The organism is Shewanella chilikensis (assembly GCF_037953065.1).
Lineage (GTDB): Bacteria > Pseudomonadota > Gammaproteobacteria > Enterobacterales > Shewanellaceae > Shewanella > Shewanella chilikensis.
The window spans coordinates 1,988,750-2,014,855 of record NZ_CP149966.1 but is presented as its reverse complement, the minus strand read 5'-3'; the positions used below and the strand labels follow the sequence as shown (position 1 = coordinate 2,014,855).

At 48.7% G+C, this 26,106-nt stretch carries 19 protein-coding genes; 8 read left to right on the top strand and 11 right to left on the bottom strand.

Annotation, left to right across the window (positions count from 1 at the left end):
* Positions 1-7 precede the first annotated feature (7 nt).
* The gene (locus tag WKR14_RS09205) at positions 8-1,729 is read right to left on the bottom strand and encodes an AMP-binding protein (RefSeq protein WP_101057048.1); all 1,722 of its coding nucleotides are present in this window, start codon (positions 1,727-1,729) and stop codon (positions 8-10) included.
* 331 nt (positions 1,730-2,060) lie between these two features.
* On the bottom strand, positions 2,061-2,411 hold the full coding sequence (locus tag WKR14_RS09200; protein ID WP_101057050.1) for a DUF6508 domain-containing protein: 351 nt from the start codon (positions 2,409-2,411) through the stop codon (positions 2,061-2,063).
* Between the two features lie 143 nt (positions 2,412-2,554).
* Here WKR14_RS09200 and WKR14_RS09195 point away from each other — a divergent pair, with 143 nt between their 5' ends.
* Positions 2,555-3,019: an EVE domain-containing protein gene (locus WKR14_RS09195; RefSeq protein ID WP_101057052.1), complete on the top strand. Its 465-nt coding sequence runs from the start codon at positions 2,555-2,557 to the stop codon at positions 3,017-3,019.
* Positions 3,016-3,336, top strand: coding sequence for a hypothetical protein (locus WKR14_RS09190; protein ID WP_039033373.1), 321 nt, complete (start codon positions 3,016-3,018; stop codon positions 3,334-3,336). Before WKR14_RS09195 ends, WKR14_RS09190 begins: the two co-directional genes overlap by 4 nt.
* Positions 3,337-3,496: 160 nt before the next feature.
* Here the strand turns inward: WKR14_RS09190 and WKR14_RS09185 are convergent, their stop codons facing one another.
* Entirely contained in the window at positions 3,497-4,291 is a 795-nt protein-coding gene (locus WKR14_RS09185; protein ID WP_039033374.1) for a TIGR00266 family protein, read from the bottom strand.
* Positions 4,292-4,409: 118 nt separating this feature from the next.
* Positions 4,410-5,324, bottom strand: coding sequence for a LysR family transcriptional regulator (locus WKR14_RS09180; protein ID WP_208135882.1), 915 nt, complete (start codon positions 5,322-5,324; stop codon positions 4,410-4,412).
* Between the two features lie 244 nt (positions 5,325-5,568).
* Between WKR14_RS09180 and WKR14_RS09175 the strand changes: the two genes are divergently transcribed.
* The 3 genes from WKR14_RS09175 to WKR14_RS09165 all read left to right on the top strand — a co-directional run bounded on the left by WKR14_RS09175 (position 5,569) and on the right by WKR14_RS09165 (position 8,605).
* Positions 5,569-6,729: a homogentisate 1,2-dioxygenase gene (locus WKR14_RS09175; RefSeq protein ID WP_339087661.1), complete on the top strand. Its 1,161-nt coding sequence runs from the start codon at positions 5,569-5,571 to the stop codon at positions 6,727-6,729.
* Positions 6,730-6,800: 71 nt separating this feature from the next.
* A complete protein-coding gene (hppD, locus tag WKR14_RS09170) occupies positions 6,801-7,841 on the top strand; it encodes a 4-hydroxyphenylpyruvate dioxygenase (RefSeq protein WP_159353072.1) in 1,041 nt (346 codons plus the stop codon).
* A 149-nt stretch (positions 7,842-7,990) separates the two neighbouring features.
* Positions 7,991-8,605, top strand: a complete 615-nt coding sequence (locus WKR14_RS09165) for a LysE family translocator (protein ID WP_025011125.1) — start codon at positions 7,991-7,993, stop codon at positions 8,603-8,605.
* Here the strand turns inward: WKR14_RS09165 and WKR14_RS09160 are convergent.
* A complete protein-coding gene (locus WKR14_RS09160; RefSeq protein WP_339087660.1) occupies positions 8,602-9,783 on the bottom strand; it encodes a GNAT family N-acetyltransferase in 1,182 nt (393 codons plus the stop codon). The two genes, WKR14_RS09165 and WKR14_RS09160, sit on opposite strands and share 4 nt — an antisense overlap.
* 92 nt (positions 9,784-9,875) lie before the next feature.
* On the opposite strand from WKR14_RS09160, the gene ggt reads away from it, so the two are divergent.
* Positions 9,876-11,618, top strand: a complete 1,743-nt coding sequence (gene ggt / locus WKR14_RS09155) for a gamma-glutamyltransferase (RefSeq protein ID WP_287590204.1) — start codon at positions 9,876-9,878, stop codon at positions 11,616-11,618.
* 587 nt (positions 11,619-12,205) lie between these two features.
* Positions 12,206-14,299 (top strand): hypothetical protein, encoded by a 2,094-nt coding sequence (locus tag WKR14_RS09150; RefSeq protein WP_339087659.1) that lies wholly within the window; start codon positions 12,206-12,208, stop codon positions 14,297-14,299.
* 194 nt (positions 14,300-14,493) lie between these two features.
* Here WKR14_RS09150 and WKR14_RS09145 read toward each other — a convergent pair whose 3' ends face one another.
* From WKR14_RS09145 to WKR14_RS09130, 4 genes are all read right to left on the bottom strand, one after another.
* Entirely contained in the window at positions 14,494-15,525 is a 1,032-nt protein-coding gene (locus tag WKR14_RS09145) for a fimbrial protein (protein ID WP_248952534.1), read from the bottom strand.
* Complete coding sequence (locus WKR14_RS09140; protein WP_339087658.1) at positions 15,516-18,044, bottom strand: fimbria/pilus outer membrane usher protein; 2,529 nt, start codon at positions 18,042-18,044, stop codon at positions 15,516-15,518. Before WKR14_RS09140 ends, WKR14_RS09145 begins: the two co-directional genes overlap by 10 nt.
* Before the next feature lie 75 nt (positions 18,045-18,119).
* Positions 18,120-18,803 carry a fimbrial biogenesis chaperone gene (locus WKR14_RS09135; RefSeq protein ID WP_226565803.1) on the bottom strand — a complete coding sequence of 228 codons (684 nt, stop codon included), beginning with the start codon at positions 18,801-18,803 and terminating at the stop codon, positions 18,120-18,122.
* Between the two features lie 113 nt (positions 18,804-18,916).
* The gene (locus tag WKR14_RS09130) at positions 18,917-19,429 is read right to left on the bottom strand and encodes a fimbrial protein (protein ID WP_226565804.1); all 513 of its coding nucleotides are present in this window, start codon (positions 19,427-19,429) and stop codon (positions 18,917-18,919) included.
* An 864-nt stretch (positions 19,430-20,293) separates the two neighbouring features.
* Between WKR14_RS09130 and WKR14_RS09125 the strand changes: the two genes are divergently transcribed.
* Positions 20,294-21,211: an IS5 family transposase gene (locus WKR14_RS09125; protein ID WP_248952531.1), complete on the top strand. Its 918-nt coding sequence runs from the start codon at positions 20,294-20,296 to the stop codon at positions 21,209-21,211.
* Positions 21,212-21,463: 252 nt separating this feature from the next.
* Here WKR14_RS09125 and WKR14_RS09120 read toward each other — a convergent pair whose 3' ends face one another.
* A complete protein-coding gene (locus tag WKR14_RS09120; RefSeq protein WP_226565805.1) occupies positions 21,464-22,486 on the bottom strand; it encodes an IS110 family transposase in 1,023 nt (340 codons plus the stop codon).
* Positions 22,487-22,627: 141 nt separating this feature from the next.
* Positions 22,628-25,180: a TonB-dependent receptor plug domain-containing protein gene (locus tag WKR14_RS09115; RefSeq protein ID WP_234556633.1), complete on the bottom strand. Its 2,553-nt coding sequence runs from the start codon at positions 25,178-25,180 to the stop codon at positions 22,628-22,630.
* Between the last annotated feature and the right edge of the window lie 926 nt (positions 25,181-26,106).

Below are 26,106 nucleotides of genomic sequence, written 5' to 3'. Positions count from 1 at the left end.
AAATAACTCAACCATTGATATCCCGGTGCAGCTCTTCATACATCAGCTCACGCATGCGGAACTTCTGGATTTTGCCTGTGACCGTCATAGGGTATTGTTCAACAAACTTGATGTAACGCGGCACCTTGAAATAAGCCACCTTCTCGGTCAGGAAATGACGGATTTCATCTTCAGTGACAGTACTGCCGGGACGTATCTTAATCCAGGCGCACACCTCTTCACCGTATTTTTCACTCTGTACCCCGAATACTGCAGCGTCTTGAATTTCACTATGGGTGTAGAGTTTCTCTTCAATCTCCCGCGGATAGATGTTCTCTCCACCTCGGATAATCATGTCCTTGATGCGACCGACTATCTGCACATATCCTTCGCTGTCCATCACTCCGAGATCGCCCGAATGCAGCCAGCCTTCTTTATCTATGGTGGCTTGGGTTTTGGCCGGATCGTTCCAGTAACCCTGCATCACACAATAACCTCGGCTACACACTTCACCCGGCTGACCTACAGGCACAATCTCACCGAATTCATCAATGATCTTCACCTCGGTATGGGGTAGTGCCCGGCCAACGGTAGTGACTTGTTTCTCGAATGAAGATTCCACCTCTGTCATGTTATTGATCGGGCTGCATTCCGTTTGGCCGTAGGCGATAACGACTTCCGTCATATGCATTAGCTTATGCACCCGTTTCATCAACTCCTCAGGACAGGTGGCCCCGGCCATCACCCCGGTGCGCAAGCTGCTGAGGTCATAATCCTGGAAATTGGCCAGCTCCAATTCGGCGATAAACATGGTCGGCACCCCATGCAATCCGGTGCAGCGCTCCTGCTCAACCACCTTGAGGGTAGTAGTAGGGTCAAAGGCATCGGATGGGAATACCGCCGTGGCGCCTTTGGCCAGACAGACCAGATTCCCCAGCACCATACCGAAACAGTGATACAGGGGCACGGGAATACAAAGCTTATCATCCGGGCCAAAGCCCATGGCGTCGGCCACCAGCATACCGTTGTTGAGAATATTATGGTGGGTCAGAGTGGCGCCTTTGGGGTTACCCGTGGTGCCTGAGGTGAACTGGATGTTGATGGCCTCATGGGGCGATAAACGTTCACCTATGCCTTTGAGATCGGCATATTCCGCCTCAGAGCCCATGGCACATACCTCGGGGAAATTCAGCATGCCCGGCGTCTTGTCACTACCGGTGCGAATAACGCAGCGCAGTTCCGGCAGACGACTGGACACCAGCTTACCAGGCTCGGCATCGCTGAGTTCCGGCGCCAACTCATTCAGCATCGCCAGGTAATCGCTGGACTTAAACTTATCGTGAGTGATCAGAGCCTTACAGCCCACATTGGTAAGTGCATATTCCAGCTCTTCCGGGCGATAAGCCGGGTTGATGCACACCATGATGGCGCCAATTCTGGCGGTGGCAAACTGAGTCAGACACCACTCGATATTATTAGGCGACCAGATCCCGACCCTGTCCCCGGGGCCGATACCCAACGCCAGCAGGCCTGTGGCCAACTTATCTATCTCTTCAAGATAGCGCGCATAACTCCAGCGCAATTGCTGATGATGCATCACCACAGCTGTATTGTCTGGATAGCGGTTGCAGATATCCTGCAAATACTGACCTATGGTCTTGTCTATCAAGGGAGTATTACTGTGCCCCAGATAACGGCTCTGTGACAGAGGTAAATCATTGAGTTGCTTGCTTGTCTTGTTGGCAGACATCTAAGCCTCCGTGCGTTGTTTTATCGTTATAGGAAGAGTCTGTCACCCTGAGCCGGCGGCCCTCCCCTCACAGTGTGAAGCCATATTGGCGGCATCTGAAAAGTATCAAAAGCAGCGGCAATGATCGGCTTTCACTGCGGCCTGGGCGCAGGGTTCATAACGACTCTAACGAATGGCGCATTGGAATAACAAGCAAGGAAACCGGCTTTTAGACTAAAGAATAATGGCTCAAAAACCATAAGGGCCACCAAAGGAGCCCTTAATAAAAAGCCTGCCGATGACGGGATCATGGCAGCAAAATGGACGATATAAGATCAGCCGCGGGATATTCTCAGGCTGCCTTTTGCAGTTGCTGCATTCTTTCCAGTAAGGCCAACATGACCCCCTGGCGGCGCATATTCTGCAGGACACCCGGGCTGAAACGCTCTAAGCGCGCCATGGCACTGAGCAGCAAGCGGCATTCATACAAGGAAGCATCGGCGATATATTCAGGCCTGTCGACCATATGGCTGTTTTGATACCAATCATCCCAACTGAACTCGTTGAGCAGCATGCCTTGGCGCTTCATTTCAGCAACAAATTTATGGACTGTCGCGGGGTCGTAATCCAGTTCCCCGCGGGCAAAATCATGACGATAGGTTTGATAATCAGCAGTTAAAGCTGTCAGGCTAAGTGAGGCCATAGGCGACTCCTAATCTTTTACATCGATTATCACAATAATGCATAATCTACCAATCTAATGAAGTCAGTCTGCCCTTGCCTTACTGAATAAGTGCTTAACAGGCTGGTAAGCTTTTCTGGTAAAAACTCTCAAGGAGTGCCAGCATGAAGTACTGGTTGATGAAATCCGAACCCGATGAATTCAGTATCGACGATCTACAGCGGGTCAAGGTGGAACCCTGGTGCGGGATCCGCAATTATCAGGCCCGCAACTTTATTCGCGATGAACTGCAAATCGGCGACGCCATTTTGTTCTATCATTCCAGTTGCAAAACGCCGGGCGTGGTGGGCACTGCCAGAGTCGTCGGAGAGGCCAAAGCCGATACCACGGCCTGGGATCCTGAGTCACCCTACTTTGATCCCAAGTCGAGCCCAGAGTCACCGCGCTGGTTCCAGCTGGATATCGGCTTTGAACGTCAGTTTGCCAGAACAGTTAGCTTGAAAGAGATCAAGGCAGACTCGCAGCTCGGACATATGTATCTGGTACAAAAAGGGGCCAGGCTGAGCGTGCAACCGGTCACAGAGCAGGAATGGCAACGTATTCTTCTACTCGCAGGAGAGAAACTATGACAAACAAATTATCCAAAACCTTGGTAGCAATCAGCCTGGGAGCCTTGCTGGCCAGTCCGGCCGTTTTGGCCAAGCAGGATAAAGACCATAAAGATTTACCCCCTGGACTGCAAAAGAAAGCCGCTCGGGGTGAACCTTTGCCTCCAGGTTGGCAAAAGCGTTATCACAGGGGCGATATTCTTGATAATGATATTTATGCTCGCGGCCGAGTAGTTGTGCCCCTGGGCAATGATGGCCTGATAACGGTCGACATTGAAGGCACACTGTTCAAGCTGCACGACAAGACCCGCAGGATCATTGAGATCCTGGAACACTGATACCCTTATCAAGAGCCCTAAGTTCAAAAGCAAAAAGCCATGGTGGAAACCATGGCTTTTTTGTTTGCAAAATGAGTTAAGCGCTTGACTGCTTTTCTTCGCTGCTATCTTTACCTTAATCTTTACTGCTACCTCTGCCGGTAGTTTCGCCAATAGCGCTTTAGCGCCCATCCAGCATACGGCCAATTCCGCCAAGCACTGAGCCCTCGCCCCTGTCACTGCCACCGGCGGAAGGCGCATGGGCAATGATCCTGTCGGCCATACGGGAAAACGGTAAGCTCTGCAGCCACACTGTGCCATGGCCTGAAAGTGTCGCCAAAAATAAACCTTCACCACCAAACACCATGGATTTGAGAGAGCCGGCCCTCTCGATGTCGTAATCGATGCCGTTGGTAAAGCCCACCAGACAGCCGGTATCCACTCTCAGGGTTTCGCCCTTGAGCTCTTTACGGATCAAAGTGCCACCTGCGTGAATAAAGGCCATGCCATCACCCTTGAGGCTCTGCAAAATAAAGCCTTCACCGCCGAAGAAACCGGTTCCCAGGCGCTTATTGAACCTCATGGTCACCTGGGTACCCATAGCCGCGGCCAAGAAACTGTCTTTCTGTAAAATGAGTTCACCGCCGACCTCATCGAGATCGATTGCCAGAATAGTGCCAGGATAAGGTGCGGCGAACGACACCCGACGTTTGCCCTGGCCCTGATTGCTGAAATGGGTCATAAACAGGCTTTCACCTGTCAGCATACGTTTACCGGCCCCCATCAACTTGCCAAAGAATCCTGAATCCGGCTCTGAGCCATCGCCCATGCGCGCTTCAAAACTGATCCCTTCCTCCATGTAAGTCATGGCGCCCGCCTCGGCGATCACGGTTTCACCGGGATCCAGCTCCACCTCAACCAGCTGCATGCTCTCGCCCTTGATCTCATAATCCACTTCATGGCTGTTCTTGCTCATTGAAACTCCCCCTCAATGGTTTAGGGTCTGAATGACCTGGCACTCAGTCTATGACATAAAATGTCAAAACAGCAAGTGAGGAGACGGATGTGATTTGAGTAAAAAGTAACAGAATGCTTCAACCCAGACCGCTGGCATTATCCCCCTTAAAGCGCTCAAACTCCTCCAGAATCAGCTCAGTAAACAGCCTTCCTGCGCGGCCAAGAGGCCGCTCCAGCGTCGACACCAACTGAGGAATAAAACGAAAACGGCTGCCGCCGACAAAGTCCAGCTCACTTAAATCACCACAAGCCAACTCTTCGGTTATCAGGAAGTCCGGCATCCAGCCAAAACCCAGGCCCTTGAGCAAGGCGTTCTTTTTCATGATGAAACCGGAGAGATAAAAGACCTTGTCGCCGCCGAACTGCAGCTCATCGCGCTGGCTCTTGACCGGTGATGAGTCTTCGATGGTGAGCTCCACATGTTGCTGCAATTCTGACAGGGTAATGCCGCGGCGCGAAGTCAAGGGGTGGTCTTTACCTGCCACCAACACGCTGGTGATAGCAGGCAGGGGCTTGGGGTGGTAACTGGGGCCACTGCGATAGTCTTTCACCAACATAAGATCGGCGCTGTCGCGCTCAAACCTGTGTTGTACCCCACCGAGAAACTCCATATTGAGCTGGATTTTGGTCGGTATCTTATGCTCTGTCATGCGCTTGAGGGCGGTCATGATAGGCTCCATCGGCAAGGCGCCGTCTATCACCAGCTCCAATCTGGGCTCCCAGCCCTCACTGAAACGGCTGGCCAGATGCTCTATATTGCCAAGATGCGCCAGCAAACGTTGTCCCTCGGCCAGAATAACCCGCCCTTCGTGAGTCAGCTCGGCCCGGTATTGATTACGGTCAAGCAGATTAACGCCAAGATATTGTTCCAGTTTCTTTATCTGATAACTCACCGCCGACTGCGCCTTGTGCAGACGCTCTGCCGCCTTGGCAAAACTGCCCTCTTCCACCACCACCTTAAGCACATTGAAGGCGTCGATATCGATACGCAAGGTTTACACTCCTGTAAATCCAACAAGACAATCAAATTTTTAGATTGAGTATGCCGAATAATTATTCTTTTTTTTGTACAAGCGCGCAACTAAATTGAAAGATAGATCACAAAAACGGCTCATTTGCGCTGCCAGCGACCGGCAATTCCGGCAGAAAAGAGTGCAAAGAGAACAAGAATAACAACAGTGGCCGCCGAAGGTTCCCAAAGAAGGTTAACAGCAAGCGCCACCAAGGAAGAGTCAGATGCCATTTTATGTAAAACAGGGGCAGGTTCCCAACAAGCGCCATATCGCATTTGAGAAGCCATCCGGTGAACTCTACCGTGAAGAGCTGTTTTCAACCCATGGCTTTTCCAATATCTATTCCAACAAGTACCACCACAATATGCCTACCAAGGCGTTAACCGTTGAGCCTTTTGAGCTTAGCCATGGTGAAGTGTGGCAGGACTCCCTGGTACAGAACTATAAGCTGGACAGCAAACAGGCCGACAGGCAGGGGCATTTCTTCTGTGCCCGCAACAAGATTTTCTTCAATCAGGATCTGGCGATTTATACTGCCAGAGTCACCGAGGATACCGAGTTGTTTTACCGTAATGCCTACGCCGACGAGGTGGTATTTATCCACGAGGGTGAAGGCGAGCTCTTAAGTGAATACGGTAAGCTCAAAGTACAAAAGTGGGACTATCTGGTGATCCCCCGCGGCACCACCTATCAATTGAAATTCAAGGACTACAGTAATGTGCGCCTGTTGGTGATCGAATCCTTCTCCATGGTGGAGATCCCCAAACACTTTCGCAATGACTATGGCCAGTTGCTGGAGTCGGCGCCCTATTGCGAGCGGGATATCCGGGTACCCGAACTGACAGAGGCCAGGGTCGAGCAAGGGGAGTTCCAACTGGTCAGCAAGTTTGGCGACAAATATCAACTGACTCAGCTGGAATGGCATCCTTTTGATCTGGTGGGTTGGGACGGTTTTGTCTACCCCTGGGCCTTCAACATCACAGAGTACGCGCCCAAGGTAGGCAAGATTCACCTGCCCCCCTTAGATCATCTGGTGTTTACCGCCCACAATTTTGTTATCTGCAACTTTGTTCCCAGACCTTACGACTTCCATCCCAAGGCGATCCCGGCACCTTACTACCACAACAATATCGACAGTGACGAGGTGCTCTACTATGTGGATGGCGACTTTATGAGCCGCACCGGCATAGAAGCCGGTTACCTGACGCTGCATCAAAAAGGCGTGCCTCATGGGCCACAGCCCGGGCGCACCGAAGCCTCCATCGGCAAGAAAGACACCTATGAATACGCCGTTATGGTGGACACCTTTGCCCCGCTGCAGTTAACCACCCATGTGCAGAGCTGCATGAGTACTGATTACAACCGCTCCTGGCTCGAACGCTGAGCCCGGAAACAAATATCCAGCAAGGCCATCAGAGAATGGCCGCAAGCAACATCATTGAAGAGGACATAGAAATGGCAAGCGAAAAGAATCCACTGGGACTGCTCGGTATCGAATTTACCGAGTTTGCAACCCCGGACAGTGATTTCATGCACCAGGTCTTTATCGACTTTGGTTTCTCCATGCTGAAAAAAGCCAAGGACAGGGAGATTTTCTATTACAAGCAGAACGACATTAACTTTCTGCTCAACAAGGAGCGTCAAGGCTTCAGCGCCGAATTTGCCAAGCACCATGGCCCGGCCATCTGCTCCATGGGTTGGCGGGTAGAAGATGCCAACTATGCCTTGCAACTGGCGGTATCCCGCGGCGCCCGCCCGGCAGATCAGGCCCACACTGATCTGCCCTACCCGGCAATCTATGGTATAGGCGACAGCCTGATTTACTTCATCGACCGTTTCGGCGAGCAGAATAATATCTACAAGACAGACTTTATCGACCTGCCTGCCCCTGTGATAGTCCCTGAAAAAGGCTTTATGGAAGTGGATCACCTAACCAACAATGTCCACAAGGGTACTATGGAACAATGGTCTGATTTCTATAAGGATATCTTCGGATTCACCGAAGTGCGTTATTTCGATATCAGCGGCGTACAAACCGCCTTGGTCTCCTACGCTCTGCGCTCTCCCGATGGTAGCTTCTGTATTCCCATCAATGAGGGCAAAGGTGACGACAAAAACCAGATTGATGAGTACCTGCGCGAATATAACGGCCCGGGCGTGCAACATCTGGCGTTCCGCACCCGGGATATCGTCGCCTCGCTCGATGCCATGGAAGGAACCTCAATCGAGACCCTGGACATCATCCCTGAATACTACGACACCATCTTCGACAAGGTGCCGCAGGTGACGGAAAACCGTGACAAGATAAAGCATCATCAAATTCTGGTGGACGGGGATGACAGTGGCTACCTGCTGCAGATCTTCACCAAAAACCTATTCGGCCCCATCTTTATCGAGATTATTCAGCGCAAGAACAACCTCGGCTTTGGCGAGGGTAACTTCAAGGCGTTGTTCGAATCCATCGAGCGCGATCAAATGAAGCGTGGCGTGCTGTAACCGTTAGCGAAATCACCCTTTTGAGACCGATCTGATGATCGGTCTCTTGTTTTCCGCCTTAGTGTATTGAGCGCTGCAATTTTTTACTTTGTCACCCGGTAGGATTTCATTAGACTGATCTCCCTTTTTGAGAGACAGCTGTACCCAAAATGCAAGACTACGCCCTGCTCGCCGCTTTTATTCCAACCTTTTTCTTTGTTTCCGTTACCCCGGGAATGTGCATGACCCTGGCCATGACACTGGGGATGAGCATTGGGGTGCGCCGCACTCTGTGGATGATGCTGGGTGAACTCGTGGGAGTCGCCCTGGTGGCTTTGGCGGCCGTGCTGGGTGTGGCCACGGTTATGTTGAAACATCCAATGATCTTCCAGGGGCTCAAATATCTTGGCGGTGCCTATCTTATCTGGCTCGGCATCAATATGTGGCGGGCCAAGGGCAAGATGGCCAATCTGGACCAACCCCGAAGTATCAAGCGCACGGCGTTGATCTCCCAAGGCTTTGTCACCGCCATTGCCAATCCCAAGGGCTGGGCCTTTATGATTTCCTTGCTGCCTCCCTTTATCAATCTGCAGCAACCTATGGCACCGCAACTAACGGCACTCATCGGCATTATCATGTGTACCGAGCTCATCTGCATGCTGGCCTATGCCAATGGCGGCAAGAGCCTGAGGCTATTTTTGAGCCGTGGCAACAATGTCCGTCTGCTCAACCGGATAGCCGGCAGCCTGATGTTGGGGGTCGGTGTCTGGCTGGCGCTGGGTTAATCGCCCTTTTTGTAGGGTAAGGCCTGCTGCAACTGCGCTTGATACAAGCGGTTATTGCCGGCCTCTGTTTGACAGAAATCGGCTATCGCCTCCCGAAAGCCTGGATGCGCTATGCCATGCAGCGAATAGGTGGTGACACACTCAAAACCGCGGATAAGCTTGTGCTCCCCCTGGGCACCGGCGTTAAAGCAACTGAGGCCGTTCTTGATGCAATAGTCTATTCCCTGCCAGTAACAGGCCTCGAAATGCAGCGCCGGGATCTCCTCAAGTGCGCCCCAATAGCGGCCATAAAGAGTATCTTTCCCCTGCAGATAAAGCGCGCATGCCAGCGCCTGTTGCGGCGTTTCACCCAAGCGGTGAACCAGGAGCAAACGCACCTCGGCCGCCATCAACTTACCGAGTTGCTTGAAAAAGTCGGGCTGAAGATATCCCCCATGGCCGGAGCGTTTCAGGTAGGTTTGCCGATAGCAGCGATAGAAAAGCTGCCAGTGCCAATCTTGCAGCTCATCGCCCCTGAGCCAGACAAACTGCAAGTCAGCCAAGGCGCGGCGCTCTTTGAGAATATTCTTGCGCCGTTTCGAGTTGAGCCGCGCCAAAAAATCATCAAACTGGCTGTAACCCCGGTTAAACCAATGAAACTGCGTGCCTTCCCGCACCAAGGTCTGGGGCAAATGCCGCAATGAATCAAGTTGCCCCTTGCTGACAAACAGCCAATGCCAGGAGGAGTAGCTTTCGAGCAGTTGCCAAAACAGTTTCGCCAGCGCCTGCTGGATATCAGCGGCCGCCGCCCTGGCCTCAGGCGCTATCCCGAGTCTTGGGCCGCTGACAGGCGTAAAGGGAATGGCGCAGACCAGCTTGGGATAATAGGCTTCACCGTGGCGCTGATAGGCATCGGCCCAGGCCCAGTCGAACACATATTCGCCCCAGGAGTGATCCTTGAGATAGAGAGGCATCACAGCCAAACGCCTGTCGTTGCAAAACAGCTGTAAATGCATGGGTTGCCAGCCGGCTACGGCGCAAACACTGCCACTTTGCTCCAGCGCCTTCAAAAAAGCATGCAGACAAAATGGGTTGTCCGGCTCTGTTTGGCCATCGTCAGCCAGACACAGATCCCACTCGGCGGCGGGGATCTCATCAATGCCGGCGGCAAAACGCCACTGCCAGTGCTTATTGTCCAAATTTATTCCATATGCCGAGGCAAACTTGCAATCAAGGATAATTGGCGGCACATTGCATAGCAACTTAAGCAAAAGCAGTATAAGGAAATATAGTGCGTCTGATAAAACCGCTGATCTTCGCCGTCGCTCTGGCGCTGCCAACAGCCTCCACCCTGAGTTACAGCCCACAAGTTACCGCCAATGAATCCTCGATTTACAGTGAAATGGCCACAGCCCAGCCCGTTTGGGCCAAGCATGGCATGGTTTCCAGCCAGGAGGCACTGGCTTCCCGTATCGGGGTAGATATTCTCAAGCAAGGCGGCAACGCGGTAGATGCAGCTGTGGCCGTGGGTTATGCCCTGGCAGTGACTTTGCCCCGGGCCGGCAATATAGGTGGCGGCGGTTTCATGCTGGTACACCTGGCGAAGGAAAACAAGACCATAGCCATAGATTATCGGGAGATGGCGCCTTCCAAGGCCCACAGGGATATCTTCCTCGATGACAAGGGCAATGCGGTCAATAAACTCAGCCGCGAGCACGGCCTGGCGGTAGGCGTTCCCGGCACTGTGATGGGCATGGAGCTGGCCCTGTCCAAGTATGGCACCATGAAACGGGAACAAGTGATAGCCCCGGCGATCAAACTGGCGCGGGAAGGGATCAGCGTTACTTCAGATCTGGCCAACTCCCTCGATGGAGTTAAGCGCCGCATCTCCCAATGGCCAAGCTCTGCCGCCATCTTCTACAAGGCTGATGGCAGCAGCTTTGTACCGGGCGAAATCATCAAGCAACCTGAGTTGGCTCACTCGCTGGAGCTGATTGCCAAACAGGGCAGCAAAGGATTTTACCAAGGGGAAACCGCCGAGAAACTGGTGAGTGCCATTCAGGCCGCCGGCGGCATCATGACCCTAGAGGATCTCAACAACTATCAGGCCATAGAGCGCCAGCCGGTGCGCGGACACTATCGAGGCTATGAGGTGGTTTCCATGCCGCCGCCATCATCGGGTGGTATTCATATCATAGAGATCCTCAACATTCTCGAGCAGTACCCCATCCATGATCTGGGCCATAACACCGCCGCCACTTTGCATCTTATGGCCGAGGCCATGAGACGGGCCTATGCCGATCGCAGCGAGTATCTCGGCGATCCGGATTTCTATCCTGTGCCGGTTAAAGCCCTGTTGAGCCCGGATTATGCCAAAACATTGGCCAAGAGCATCGACAGCAAGCACGCCACCCCTTCAAGCCAGGTCAAACCCGGCAAGCTGGCCCCCTATGAAAGTGACCAGACAACTCACTACTCGGTCGTGGATAAATGGGGCAATGCGGTATCCAACACCTATACCCTCAACTTCAGTTATGGCTCTGGGCTGGTGGCCGATGGTACAGGGATTTTGCTGAACAATGAGATGGATGATTTCTCAGCCAAACCCGGCACGCCCAACGGTTATGGCCTAGTGGGCGGTGAAGCCAACTCGGTACAGGGCAACAAGCGGCCACTGAGCTCCATGAGCCCGACCATGATAATGAAAGACGGTCAGCCGTTTCTGGTTACCGGCAGCCCGGGGGGCGCCAGGATCATTACCACAGTGCTGCAGATCATCATGAATGTGATTGACCACGACCTGAATATAGCCGAAGCCAGCTTTGCACCGCGGATGCATCACCAGTGGCTGCCGGATGAAATTCGGGTAGAGCGCAGCCTCAATGGTGACACCATAGCGCTGCTGGAAGCCATGGGCCACCAGGTCAAGGTCAAAAGTTCCATGGGCAGCACCCAGAGCATTATGGTGACCGAAGAAGGTAAATTTGGTGCATCTGACCCGCGCCGCGCCGGCAGCGAAGCGGCAGGCTACTGAGCCCAGTTACCAAAACCTAAGCGACTGAAAAAACTCCTTAGACAGGTTTCTGAAACAAGGTAGTGAGCAACGGGCATTAAATTCGGCTTAACTCTCATTTAAAACAGTTCCATTTAGAACAGCTCCGCAGATGCCACTCTTGCGGAGCTGTTTTTTTTACACTGAACCAAGGTTCACTTTTAACAAACCGGCGGCTTAACCTCAGCGCCTTGGCGTGGGCTAAATACGCGCTAATTCAATCCAGAACTTTCATTTCTGCTACCCGAGAGGCAATTAACAAGCCATCAATAACCCTCTTATTTATAAGCATTTATCAATCCATTCAGGCGGCACAATTCCTTGCTTCTGACAAGTAAAAACTCAGATAGCGGCACTTTTGGCGATTATGACGCCAATATGTGTCCAAAATTAAACCACAGCTCAAAATTAAACCTATCACACTGTTTTTAATCAGGAATTTTATGTGAACCCAATCAATTTATCTTTTGTTTATCAAAGTTATCATCTGCATCCCTTTAAATGGAACTTTTGTATCTAAAAAGGTGGATGGGCGTAATCAAGGCGCTCTAATTATTTTGGGATAGAGAATGAAGAAGACGACTTTGCTTGCAGCGTCAATTGCACTGGCACTGGCCGGTTGCGGCGGCAGCGACAACAATGACAACCCCACAGCCAAATCATTTTCGGTCACAGCCATTGATGGTTATCTGGTGAATGCCGACGTTTATGCCGGCGAAAACTGCCAAACCAAAGTGGCGACAACCGGCAAAGGCGGTATTGCCCGGATCGATGGCCAATATCAGGGACAAACACTGTGTGTTAAGGCCATTGCCGACAAAACCATGGATGAAAGCCGCGGCTTGGTGAAAAAAACCTTTGAGCTCAAGGCCCCGGCAAGCAAAGATGCCAACAGCCAGGTGATCAGCCCGCTGACCGACTTGGTTGTCAAGCATATGGACGCCAACCAAGGTGTATCCAAGGCGGATGCCGAACAAGCTGTGTCGGCTCAATTTGCTGAACTTAAAGCCGAACCAGAGCTGCTGTTTGGTGACTATCTGGCCAAGAGTAGTGCCAACAGGGTCGCTCAAGCGCTGAACATTGTCGGCGAGACGCTGGTTAGCCATCAGGGCCTGGCTGAAGCGCATCTGCAACTCTTGGTTGAAGATGTGGCTGCCAAGGTGGAAGCCGGTGACAAACTCGACGACTACGAGCCGGTGATCACCCCAGAAGGCGGTGTAGAATCCAATCACAGGCCTCATATTGCCTTGAACCAGGCCGAGCTGGACAAGCTGACCCAAATTGAAGTGGAACTGGGTCAGCCGATGACTGCCGTAGATTTGTCAGCCGCTTTTGCCGACAAGGACAACGACAGCTTCACTCTGAGCCTGATGGAGGAAGATGGCAACATAGCACTGGAAACCCTGGGCCTGGCATTCGATGCCAAAACAGGCGTACTCAGCGGCACACCTAAGATAGCCGGTGAAATAGAGCTGCACGCTTACGCCACCGACAGTAAGGGCGCCCGCTCTTACCCACTGGAAATTGAGATTGAAGTCAGCAGTATCAACCATGCTCCTGTCATCAACCCGGCTGAAAAAGCCGAACTGGAAGCTGAACTGGCACGCATGGCGCTGACAGTGGGCAATCAAATCGATCAGGTGATTGACCTGGATGAGCTGTTTGGCGATCAGGATAAAGATCAACTGACCTTCAGCGCCATGACAGATATGCAAGGTATCGCCCTGAAAATTGAGCAAGGTGACTCATTGCGTTTGTCCGGCAAGCCTCTGGTTGCCGGCGACTTTGTGATCACTGTGACAGTCAATGACGGCAAACATGCGCCTGTGAGAGTCGATCTTAAAGTCAAGGTTGCCGATAACGGTGTCGAACCAGAGCCCAAACATCCGCTGGAAGGCAAAACCTGGTTCACCACAGAATGGGGTTCTGCAAACGAGCACGACGACGGTGTGATGCAAGTATGGTGCGACACTCTGGAGTTCAAAAACGGCTCTGTGCTGCGTAATGTCCGCACTCAAGACAACCTCAGCGAATGCTCCGCTACTGCAACCGTGGAAGTTTCCACTTATATCATCAATGAACTAGGCCAAATGGTGCTGGAGTACGGCGATGATGAAGGTGTTGAACATCAGGAAACCATCACGTTGACCGACGCCATAGCAGGAGTGGGTAAAGGAGCCAAAGTCGCCCAAATGTGGGGCGGTCGCTACACTCTGTTTGCCAACGCCGATGATGTAGAAAAACGTCTGGATATTGAGTCTGATGACGATGCCCAAGGTCGTATGTTTACCGCTGAACTTCCGGCGGCCAAAGAAGCAACCTATCAGCTCGGTCACCTGACCATGCAGATGACTGCGGCGGATAATGGCGGCGCCAAGGTGGGGCTCTACTTCGATGTGCCCAACACCGACTTCAGCTGTGATGAGGTAAGAGAGTTTTACAACCTCAACCTCAGCTACCAAGGTATGGAATATCGCATTCCAGCCTATCTGTTCCCCGGTGAAGAAAATGGTATCGAATACTGCCAGGCGCAATTCAATATCGAGCAGCCTGTTGTCGGCAAAATTTACAGTGTTATAGGTCATATTACCGAAGAGGATGCCGGTTTGGTGGAAGAGATTAAAGCCAATATCCAATGGACAGGGACAGGAAATAACGATTAAGGCAGCTCAAAGTCAGTGGTTTGACCGAAAAAAGCAATGATGCGGCGAACTCAACCCAGCCGGTTGGCAATTTGCTGACCGGCTTTTTTGATATCACGAACAATCAACTACATGGATTAAGTCTTTTCTATCAATCCAGCAAACAGGCCTAGTCAGAACTGACGTCAGATGAATAAGCACAATAGAGTGTGTCGTTAATTATAGATCATGGTAAAGGTAGCAACCGCATTGGCGATCCCAGGGCCAATTTTACTTTCAGTTTGATAATACCTAGCCGTTAAAGGCACATTGTAACTCCCTTCAGTTACAGCTGTGCCGACCTTTATCGGCTCGCCCAAAGTAACAGGGGCATCTTTATATCTTAGTTGTACGCCCACTCCGGTAGCTTTGATTTGATTATTAACATCACTCAATGCAATAACCCCTTTTTCACCTGAACTGTCTTTAATCGCATCCAAGGTTACATTTACTTTAGTTCCCGCATTGCAATCAAGAGGAATAGTAAAAGCCTGTTCTGCCAATGTACTGCCGACTCCGGAAAAATGATTTTCATAAACATTCCCCAATGGCACAGTAATCGCAGTATTTTTTACCGAACAGGCGGCAGTCTGGACTGACGAAGCGGTTAGGTTATAGGTGTATACATCAGTCACGCCTGTTGCAGCGGCTTTGACGATTACTCCCGAAAAAATTTGACCTGAACCTGTCACCTCAGCTGTTTTAACCAGTTCAAGTTTTAACGGACCGAAGTTTTCTCCGCACAATTTGGCGTAAGCTATAGTTCCGAGACATCCAGTCTGATTAGTCATTAGTCTAGGAAAAGGACCTTCATAGCGCCCTTTACTATATCTACCTCCAGGTGTAATTACTCGAATTGAGATCCCTGGAACACCGGACTCTAGTAACTCTTCATTACTATACATAACTTTCCTTGCAACACTATTCCATTCAGTTACCAATGGCCGATCACACTTAATAAATTCTGCTCGGTTTAGAAGAGACTCATTGTAAACCGAATCCAGCACTGTGCCTATAGGGGTGTCTCGCTGCACTAGCACTGGCTTAAAACTGATTGATACATTGTCAGTAGCAGAAAACCCAGGAAAAAAACTACAACTAGCCAGTGTCGGCAAGGGCAGTAAAGTCAATACTGCCAGCAAGCCGAATAGTTTGTTTTTCATTTTTAATGAAACCTTAATTTGAATAGGACAATTGTTTATAGACATTGTACTTCCACCATACGTACAGCCACCTCAACATCCAACTCAGGCAAACCGTAGGGCGCACTGCATTGATAGTTGGCTTTATCTCCCCAGGAAACATGGACCTGACCATTCTGCGGCACACCACTGAAGTAAGCCTGCCCATCATTACCAACAATTGAGCGACTGCCTTCTTCACCATCAGCCATCAAGAGTATGGCTTGAGCCCCAAACGGCACAGGGCTTCCCTGATAAGTAAATGTCATCAACACCCGACTTCCTAAAAAGGTTTTATAATCAGCCAGAACCAGAGCACCTTTAGTTGGGATAACCGTACGAACATTGGTATCCATATCCAGGTTTTCAGCCATAGTTTGCGTATCCAAGGCAATGCGGTTTTTGGCATAGGGGGTAACATATGGCACTACCGCATATCCTCTGGCATCAGTCAAAATATTTGTACCATTCTGAACCCTGACATCACCGGCTCCTCTGGCTTTCACCAGCGCCATGGTGTCTCCCAGTGGCTGGGCATAAGTGATACCGTATGGATGACCTACAATGGCGCCGTCAATACCATAGTGCAGTTGTGCTAGTTGATCGTTATAACTGTACCCACCATTAAGATTGGCATAACGACTCTTATAGTTGGCAGACAGGTTGCCACTGGCTCCGTTATAACGGTTGGCATAACTTTGTTGCACATTGTAGCTCAAGCTATCATTTTCCAGAGTAGTCCCTCCAATTCCAAATTGTTGCGAGCTATCACCATGACTATTATTGTTGAGGTTGAAGGTCGTCCAATTATTACGGCCGCCAATATTCAAGGGGATCTGGACATTCACAGCAAGCTGTCGTTCAGAGTGACCGCCATAGGGTTGTTGGTTATAGGCGTAACTTAAGCCGTAATTAACCCCAGCAGCACTGAGGTTATAACCGGCACTGACACTGTGATCAAAACCGTCTCTATGCCAATACTTTTGTTGATAACTGGAAATGTACATATTGCCCCAGCGGCCCAAAGACTGATTGACCTGCAACTGCCAACGCCGTTGTTTTTTATAATAGATGCTCCAATCTGCCGGTTCATTCACTTCACTGAAGTCATAAAAATCGCTACTGGTATAACGATATCCCGCTAAAGTCATGGATGTGCCAGAGGCCTTTACCTCTTTCGCATACTGAGCCCTGTATGACTGGCCCTTTTTGTTACCATCATCTCCCGTCATTGCACGTGCGCCAGTAGCATCAAGGGACACAGAACCCCACTCACCCAAACCGCGGCCCACGCCAAATACGAGAGCTTGATAGTTATCTGCCAATTGAAAGCCACTATAAATAGTGGTGTCATTGAGCAAACCATATACCAAACTTCCCTGACTAAAATTGGTTTTAAGGGCATTTACCGTTGTCGAGTGGTACTGTCCCGCCGCCAGCGCATAGCGCCAGCTTTTTTCCCGCACCATTATTGGTACGGCAGAATAAGGTAGCACCGAATGCTGCTTAGTGCCGTCCGCTTCAGTAATGGTCAACTCCAGATCACCGCTGGACGAAGTTGGAAATAAGTCAGTGATCTCAAACTTTCCCGGCGCGACATAAGTTTGATAAATAATGTAGCCATTTTGGTGAATGGTCACCTGTGCATTGCTACGAGCAATACCTCTCACCACAGGGGCAAATCCACGCTGACTTTCAGGCAACATGCTCTCATCTGATGTCAATTGTCCACCTAAAAAGGGCAAACTGTCGAACAAAGTTGAAGATGTAAAACTTTCCCCGAGAGTCAAGCGTCCACGAATAGCATGGATATCTCGTTCAGCATAAGTATTGATGGTATTCCACTGCGAATCCGTTTCCGTAGCATTTATATAGGTAGAAGAATTTCGGAAACGCCAAGCTCCCCAGTTTGCGCCACTGCGTAAACTAATAAACTGACTATGGGCTGAGTCACCACCTTTGTTGTCAGTGTTGCCACCTCTAAAGCTATAGTTGATAAATCCGCTGGTCACGCCTTGATCCCATTCACTAGGTGTTATCTGACCGCGAATTTGATTATTCAATGCTGCCTGAGGGATACTTATATTCAATCGCTGTTGACTAAAATCAAACTCACTACTGGCTGCCGGAATATACTGACCCAAGTTCATCAACGGCGCATCCAATGGCATATTTTTAAGCTCTAAAAAAGCATCAACTTTAACTCCCATTTTTTTTAACTGAACAAGATCCAACTCAGGAATTAAGCGCTCATTAAACAGCCTAAAATTTATCCTGCGGCTTTCGATAAAGCTGTCATTTAAATAGATATCGACAAGGTAGGTGCCGGGCAGCTGTTTCCCTTGGGACAACACACCAGCCAAATCAACAGCCTGTCCATCACCCTGAATTTCAAGAGCCGCAGGATTGAAATAAACGTCAGCCATGACCAATAAAGAGTTACAGCCATAAAAGACTGTAACTGCGACTATGATCAGCGTTCCAGCCTTACCTTTACTCCAATACGGCTCAACATTTATCATTTTAGGCATCAATCGCTTGGCCATAACAAACTTCCAAAATTAAATAAAAAGACTATCTACTCATCAAAAGAAAAAATAGTTCCAATTAAACACTAATAATCATAATAATAAACTGACTTCCTGAGAAACACCGCCGAAATCATTAATAGCTTGCCAACGAACCTGTGTGACATGCTTATTCGGTAATAACCAACTAAAATCTGACTTTGGTGCAACCATGCCGGCGTCTTCTATCTCTTCACCATCAACCGTCAACGAATAAAGTGAGACGTGATAAGCAGTAGGATTACTGACTATCAAATTACCTTCACTCTGAGTAAACACTAGTTTTTTATAAGCCTCGGCAGCTGCTTTACCCTCCAAACCCACAGGGCGATAAAAGAGTTTAATCCGGGTTTTCACCGCTATCAGCAGTTGATTATTATCATTTTCAGAGGAGGACGGCACTGACTTAATGTTCAACCAAAATACCGACTCTCTATCTGCTGGTAACTGACCACCGGTATAGACAATACGTAATATATTTTCCTGCCCAGCATCCAAGCGAAACAAGGGTGGCGTAACAATAAATGGCGCCTTCCCACTATGGAGATTATCTTCATCAACCCAGGATTGAATCAAATATGGGTTAACCTTTTCAGGATTATTCACTGAAATAGAAGTTTCACGTTTAGCGCCATCATAGACAACCCGAGTTCCGCCAACCACAACACCGGCATAGGCAGACTGTACAACCCCGAAAAGGCTCCCCACGAGGCACAATACTTTTATAAGTTTCATCATTTCACTCAATTTTATTTACCACTTGCAGTAGCGCTTAATAAAAATATTATACAAATGAATAAGGGCTTCCCTGCCCTCTTAGTTCAAGGTAAATACCTAAAAACAGAGGCTTATCAGTTGTAGCTCAGGGTAAAGTTAGTAGTTGCATTGGCACTACCTGTCGTTACGCTGTCAGCTGTGGCCATATACTTGGCCACATAAGACAGGGTAGCAGCACCACCTTCCAAGTCTTTACTCTTTGAGGCTGAAGCCAATGGAATAAGCGTTGTTGCATCGTCTTCGTAAAGCGCAATGGCGAGCCCCTTCGCAGCAGTTTCACCTTGGCTCAAAGCCAACAATCTGCTATTATTATTGTCTGTCGGCCCATCAAAACGAACATTGACCTTTTGCAGTGAATCATCACAACCTGTTATCGCAATTTCAAACCTGGTCGGCGCTGCTGTATCTCCTACGTCATTGAAGATAGCTGAACTAATATCTCCCATTTTCACATTATTAACTTGGGAGCTAGGATTTACTTCACATGCAACCCCAATTACATTCCCTGTAAAATTCACTGTACCATCCACAGCAAAGACAGTGGAACAGACGAACACAGGTAAAACAAACAGTAATTTCTTCATCATTATTTCCTTCATTAAAAATTGAGCAAAGCTCAAACTTATTTAAATTGGCGGATACCAATCAATCATCGTTAGACAGTTGTAAAAGTAAAAACACACAAAAGTTAGTGCCAACAATCAAAATTAACTGTTAAAGATAACATGAATTAAGTACATAACTGGCTATCAAGTAATTATAAAACTATCCTGCTGAACATAAAAACGCTACCGTATTTATATCGCAACAGATGAAAACAAAAATCCTTTCAACACTTCAAGTTCAATAAAACTGAAACCGTAATTGAATATGCTACAAACTGCAGCATTCCTAAAGCCAAGATTAAAATAGAAATAAATTCTAATTTTTCAATCTTAAAAATGAGATGTTAGGCAGAAACCATCAACAATTAGCAATACACCAATAATACTTTCTTGTATTGTCACGAGGGCTTTTAAGAGAGCGCATCTTATATCAACACCACTTAAACTCGAAAATGAAATAATATTAACCTTGCAAGTATGAGGCGATAAAAAACACCAAAAATACCAAACCGAGAAAATGTTAACGCTATAGAAACCCGTATTCACAGTTGATATCACCACCAAGACAGGATGAAAACAGAATTTACATCCTGCATCAGGAAAGCAATGCAACAAGAAATCATACTATTTTCTATTATATTGAGGATTAATTGTTTTTACTCAGGCAATCACACAAATGCTCAAACGCAACATAATAACTACTATAAATCCAAAAATGAAACAACGTTTTCCGACTAGTCGCGAATTCAACTCCGAAGTGCACCACTCGGCGTTGTTGCCTAAATAAGCGGAACCTTTTTTGCTTTCCATGATCTGATCTTGCATAACAGGTCTTCGGTCAGTTTCATGGGTAAGTCAGAACGCAATATCACCAATTGGAAGCAATACAATCAGGCATTAGTCAACCGTGGTTCGGTTACCTTCTGGCTGGACGAGGCAGCGGTTAACGCTTGGCATTGCACAAAGCATCACGGCGGTCGTGGCCGTGGCTTTCAATTCAGCGACACCGCCATCGAAACCGCCTTGATGCTCAAAGGGATTTTTAAGCTGTCATTACGTGCGACCGAAGGGTTCATCAACTCCCTGTTTCAGCTGATGAAAATACCGTTAATTGCTCCAGACTACAGCTGTATCAGTAAACGCGCCAAGACGGTGAACGTCAAGTACCGCAATCCCTCAAGAGGTGCGGTAGCGCATGTTGTCGTCGATGCCACAGGCCTCAAAGTGTATGGCGAAGGTGAATGGAAAATGCGTAAGCATGGCAAAGAAAAACGTCGGGTTTGGCGCAAGCTTCATTTGGCTATCGATGCCGCTACACATGAAATTATCGGTGCGCAAACAAGCCTTGAAACTGTAGCAGATAATGAAGTACTTCCAGCGTTACTGGCTCCCCTAAGACGCAAGCTTAGACAAGTCTCCGCTGACGGGGCTTACGATACCAAAGCTTGTCATAAATTATTGCGACGAAAGCAGGCGAAGCCAACGAGTCCACCTCGCTCAAATGCCGGATACTGGGAACCAGGGCATCCTCGAAATGAAGCAGTGGATGCACTTAAGGCCGGAGAGTTGAAGCAATGGAAATTGATGAATCACTACCATCAGCGTTCCTTATCTGAGACCGCCATGTATCGCTACAAACAACTCATTAGCGCCAAATTAAGTTTGCATGACTATAACGGGCAAGTGAGTGAGGCATTGGCTGGGGTTAAGGCATTAAACAAAGTCATAAGACTGGGTATGCCTGTTCGCCAGAAAATCTCGTAAAGCATCTGAAAGCCTAGGGGCTGTTGCGTTCAAGCGAATAATTTGATCATATATGGACGCACCGGTTTCGCAAATAATCGTCAGTTAAAACCATTATTGCAGCCATATATCCGAGGTCTAAAGCCCCTGTATGGTTTCCGCTGACCAGGTTCTTTACAACAACGCGGAGTGATTAACTCCCTTGATCAAAACAGATTTGACTGGTCACGGTCTTACCTGTGGTTCCATTGGACAATTATTGCATGCGAACTACTAATTGCTCTGTGGTACATATTCAGATTGGTTGGTGAGCAATGCCCAAGCAATCGGTGCATTTTTATTAGCTAGAGCCACGATGGCTGTATTCGTATGTTTGGTCTCTAACAGGGAGTTGAGCCACTCTGAAGACCCGCTTTTGGCTCTTTTACTGTGACTTACAACGGCTCTAGCTCCGTGGACTAACAGTTTTCGAACGTAGCCATCACCCCGCTTGCTTATCCCAAGCAATACGGTTTTGCCTCCGGTAGAGTGCTGACGGGGGACTAGGCCAAGCCAAGCAGCCAACTGTCGCGCGTTTTTGAAATGTTTTGCGTTGCCGACGGTCGCAACAAGTGCACTTGCAGTAATAGGCCCGATACCCAGGACTTGTTCTAGCCGGCTAGCGTCAGCAGACTGTCGGCTCCAAGCCTGAATTGTACGTTCTAGGACGGTAATCTTTTTGGACAGTTTTTCAACTAGCTCTAGTAAGCACTGCAAGGTTTCGCGTATTACGCAAGGCAGCTCATTGCTAGCATCCTCGATAATATCGGGGAGTTGTTCTTTGAATGGACCTCTACCTCTAGCAATAACAACACCAAACTCCGCAAGCAGGCCTCGAATTTGGTTGGTCTGGGCAGTCTTTGACTGCACTAATAACTCTCTAGCTCGATGAACAGACAATATGGCTTGCTGGTCGACAGATTTAGCCGGGACAAACCGCATATTGGGGCGTGTAACGGCTTCACATATCGCTTCAGCATCTGCAGCATCATTTTTGTTGGTTTTGACGTAAGGTTTTACGTATTGAGGCGGCATCAATTTCACTTCATGCCCGAAATGTGTGAATTTTCGAGCCCAGTAATGGGCGCCTGCACAAGCCTCCATACCGATTAGGCAGGGTTCAAGCTTTGCGATGAACTTAGCTAGATTGACTCGAGTGACGGATTTCTTAATGGTGACGGTACCATCAGCTGAAATTCCATGTAGCGAAAAGGAGTTTTTAGCTAAATCGATACCTAAAGTAACAGTGGCTTTCATGATATGGACCTCGGTTTAAGAGTTCCCCTTCAGTATGTGAGCCGGAGGGGAGGTGCGTCCATACCATTAACAACGCCCATCAGGACAATACCAGTCGATTAAATGCTGACCGGCATTGTCCCTTTGGCACTGTTCTATGGCCTAGAACTTATAAGTTACACCACCGTAGATTTGACGACCTATGGTGTCATAAACCTCAGGAACAGTTCCTCCATCACTGCCATTGGATACAAATGAAGGCTCTTCATCTGTCAGGTTTTTCACCCCCAGAGAAGCTGTCAAGGCATCGGTGAAGTGATAGGTACCGACAATGTTGTGGTACAGAACAGCATCCGCCTTGGCAACCGCTGTGTAAGGTTTATTATTCTTATCGTACTTGGTATGGATATCGTCCATCTTATCTATATAACGGTTGTAATACATCAGGCTCCAGTCACCACGAGTTGCCTGGATGCTGAGGTTATTGCGAACCTTTGCATAGGCGCCAAAGTTACCGTCAATAGTACCGTCATAGGCCACACCATTCTGCTCAAATTTCAGCAGATAGGTCAGGTCATTATTGATCTTCCAGTCCAGCCCCAGGCCTTCAAAACTGTAAGCCAGGTTGAAGTCGATACCACTGGTGTTCTGGCTTCCCACGTTGGTCAGCGGGTTGGTGAACTTGGATAAGTCACCGGATGGTGTGATTTTGAAAGTTTCGCACGCAACCTGTTTACCGGCATGACAATCTTTCAGCCCTTTTTGCGCATCCAGGCGAGTAATGGCATTGGTTACCCGAAAACGCCAGTAATCCAAGGTCAGAGACATTCCATCAATAAAACCCGGTGAATAAACCAAGCCGGCAGAATAGGACTCTGACTCCTCGGGCTTCAGATTCGGATCTGAGGTATAGTTGACCAAAATTTGTGGATCTTGGGCATTCTTCCACGGGTCTTCCAAATAGTCGTAAGATCCTGTGTTACCGCCATAGAGTTCACTGACATTTGGCGCCCGAAAACCTGTGGCAGCCACGGCGCGCAGCATAAGTTCATCGGTCGCTTCATAGGTCAGTCCTACCTTCCAGGTAGACGCCTTACCGAAAGTAGAGTAATCATCGAAACGCAGGGCAAATTCACCGGTCAGCTTGTCGCTGAAAGGTACACTAACCTCCTGATAGATTGAAATAACATTATAGTTACCGTCGGTTGGGTCTTGCTGAGCAGCTGTCCCTTTACCGGCGACAATCACAGGATCCGGGGTAAAGTATCCACTGTCATAGCGATATTCCGTTCCGATAGCAAAACTAACAGGACCGGCTGCCAGCTCAAACAACTCACCACTCAATACACCGGCGAGCACATGTTGTTCGTTACCACCGTCGTTACGTTCGGTAAAGCCTATGTCATTGATGATCTCTTGGGTCAATGGCGCACCGCTGAGCCAGGCGTCTTGATTCTTGTAAACTGAGTTTGTCATCTTTTCAGCATTGATAGAGTTTTCAACCCAGGTATCGGCCTTATTCTTGCCATAGGTATAAGACAAATCCCAAGTCATACCTGTATTGACATCCAACGTGCCTTGCAGAGCAAGAGAAGCACGCAGAATATCGACATCCTGATTATAAATACGCGGCCCAACATCATTGGTACGACGACGATAATTGACTCGCCCTGTCTTGTCCGCCTTTATACCTGCAGCCAACATAGACTGATCCAAGGTAATACAACGGTTAGGATTCACTCTTGCCTGACCACAAACTCCTAACATGATATCGGCAGGCTGCGGCGCCATTTGCTGATCGGACTTACGCTTGGTGTACAGTATGTCACCTGACAATACCAGTTCATTGCCCAGCTCCTGAATCATGTTGGCAAACAGGCTGTAGCGCTTGCTTGGCGTTTGAAACCAACTGTCTTTGGTGAAATCATAACCAGTACTGCGCTTAACCCAGTTACCGTTGGCGTCTTTGACCATACCGGCCAGAGAACCGGTTGGGATGAAAGAACTGGCACCAGGCTTTGTCCAATCACGGTCACTCTGGATCACGCCACGACGGTCAGAGTACGCCGCGCCAAAAGTGTAGTTGCCGCCATTATCTGTGTTGAAACCATACAACAGACTCAATTCCCCGGTTTCACCGTCACCCTTGTCGGTTCCGCTGCCGTTAAAATCCAACTGTAAGCCTTCAAAGTCTTTCTTGGTGATAATGTTAACTACACCGGCAATGGCATCGGAACCGTATACCGCAGAAGCCCCGTCTTTGAGAATTTCCACCCGGGCAATCATAGCCACAGGAATAGAATTCAAATCCACTGCACTATCGGCACCGGAGCCGGAATTGACCATACGGCGGCCATTAAGCAGTACCAAGGTGCGCTTAGCGCCCATACCTCGCAAATCGACCTGAGCTACACCATCGGCACCATTATTGGTGGTTGAGCCAATAGCCGCACCAGCCATGGAGGTTTGTGCCTGCAATAATTGATCGACCGAAGTGAAACCTTCTGCCCGAATAGTGTCGGCATTGATCACTGTTACAGGAGAAGCGGTTTCCATATCTTGGCGCTGAATACGTGAGCCTGTGACTTCGATACGCTCAACCTTGTCGCCCTCCTCTGCAGCATAAGCTTCCTGAGAGACAGATACTGCTGCCGTTGACACAGCAGCAAACAGTGCCAATTTAACCGCACTGGCCAGCTTATTGGTTCTTGTCATAATAAACTCCCTTGCTTCCTGAATTGTTTTTATGTTCGCCGACCTCTTTAGGAGCGGCGAGCAAAGATACTGTCGCCTGGTTGCAAAACCGTCAATAACAGAGTTTTAATCTAACCAAGGCTTTATTGTTTCCAAATTGAAATCAGATTGTTTATTTTTTGAGTGAACTTCAACTGCCCTGCAATTGGTATATAACTGCAAACTTAAATAAGTGGATTTGTCAAAAAATAATTTTGATTTTTTGTTAAAAGCACCCCATTTAAGTAACATAATCATTAATCAAAAACGTGACTTGCATCGCCCTTATACAGAATACAAGACCAATATCACGAAACGGAATACTTCATTGGGGTGTTTGACTACCTGCTCTTTTAGGTATACCTGCATGGAGTTCTCTGTTCGCCAGGTCATATTACAAACGGTATGCAACATAGTTATGTTAGCAACTTGTTTTACTTCATCTTATCTATGCTTTTCTCTAATAGTTTTTTATGCTGTTGTAATTATTCTTTTAGAGTGAGCACTTCAAGCCTGTATACCAGGGTAAATGTGTCTCTAATCAAGCCTCTCAAGCTACTATGGATATAAATAATGTCTTTGATTTGAGGGAACGGGGGGGATTGTCCCAAAATGAAGGGATCCAAGAGCCATATCATTTCATTTGCGAGCTCGGATTAGCCAGCCACGCCATTAAGAGAGCACAAACCGCCCCTTAACGGTTCAATCAAGGCCGTAGGTGCTTGCTCGTAAAGTAAAGAAGAGGCGATTAATAGCCCTCGGTTATCTGATGAAAAAGTTGGATTGAACCAAAACATCAGTGAAGAAGATACGAAAAGGCCCATGAGTGCTTTTTGCGGGCTTACAAGCCTTGGATGCAAGGCGTGGTTCACAATAAATAGCCCTGCGCCTTTGCAAGACGCACAATA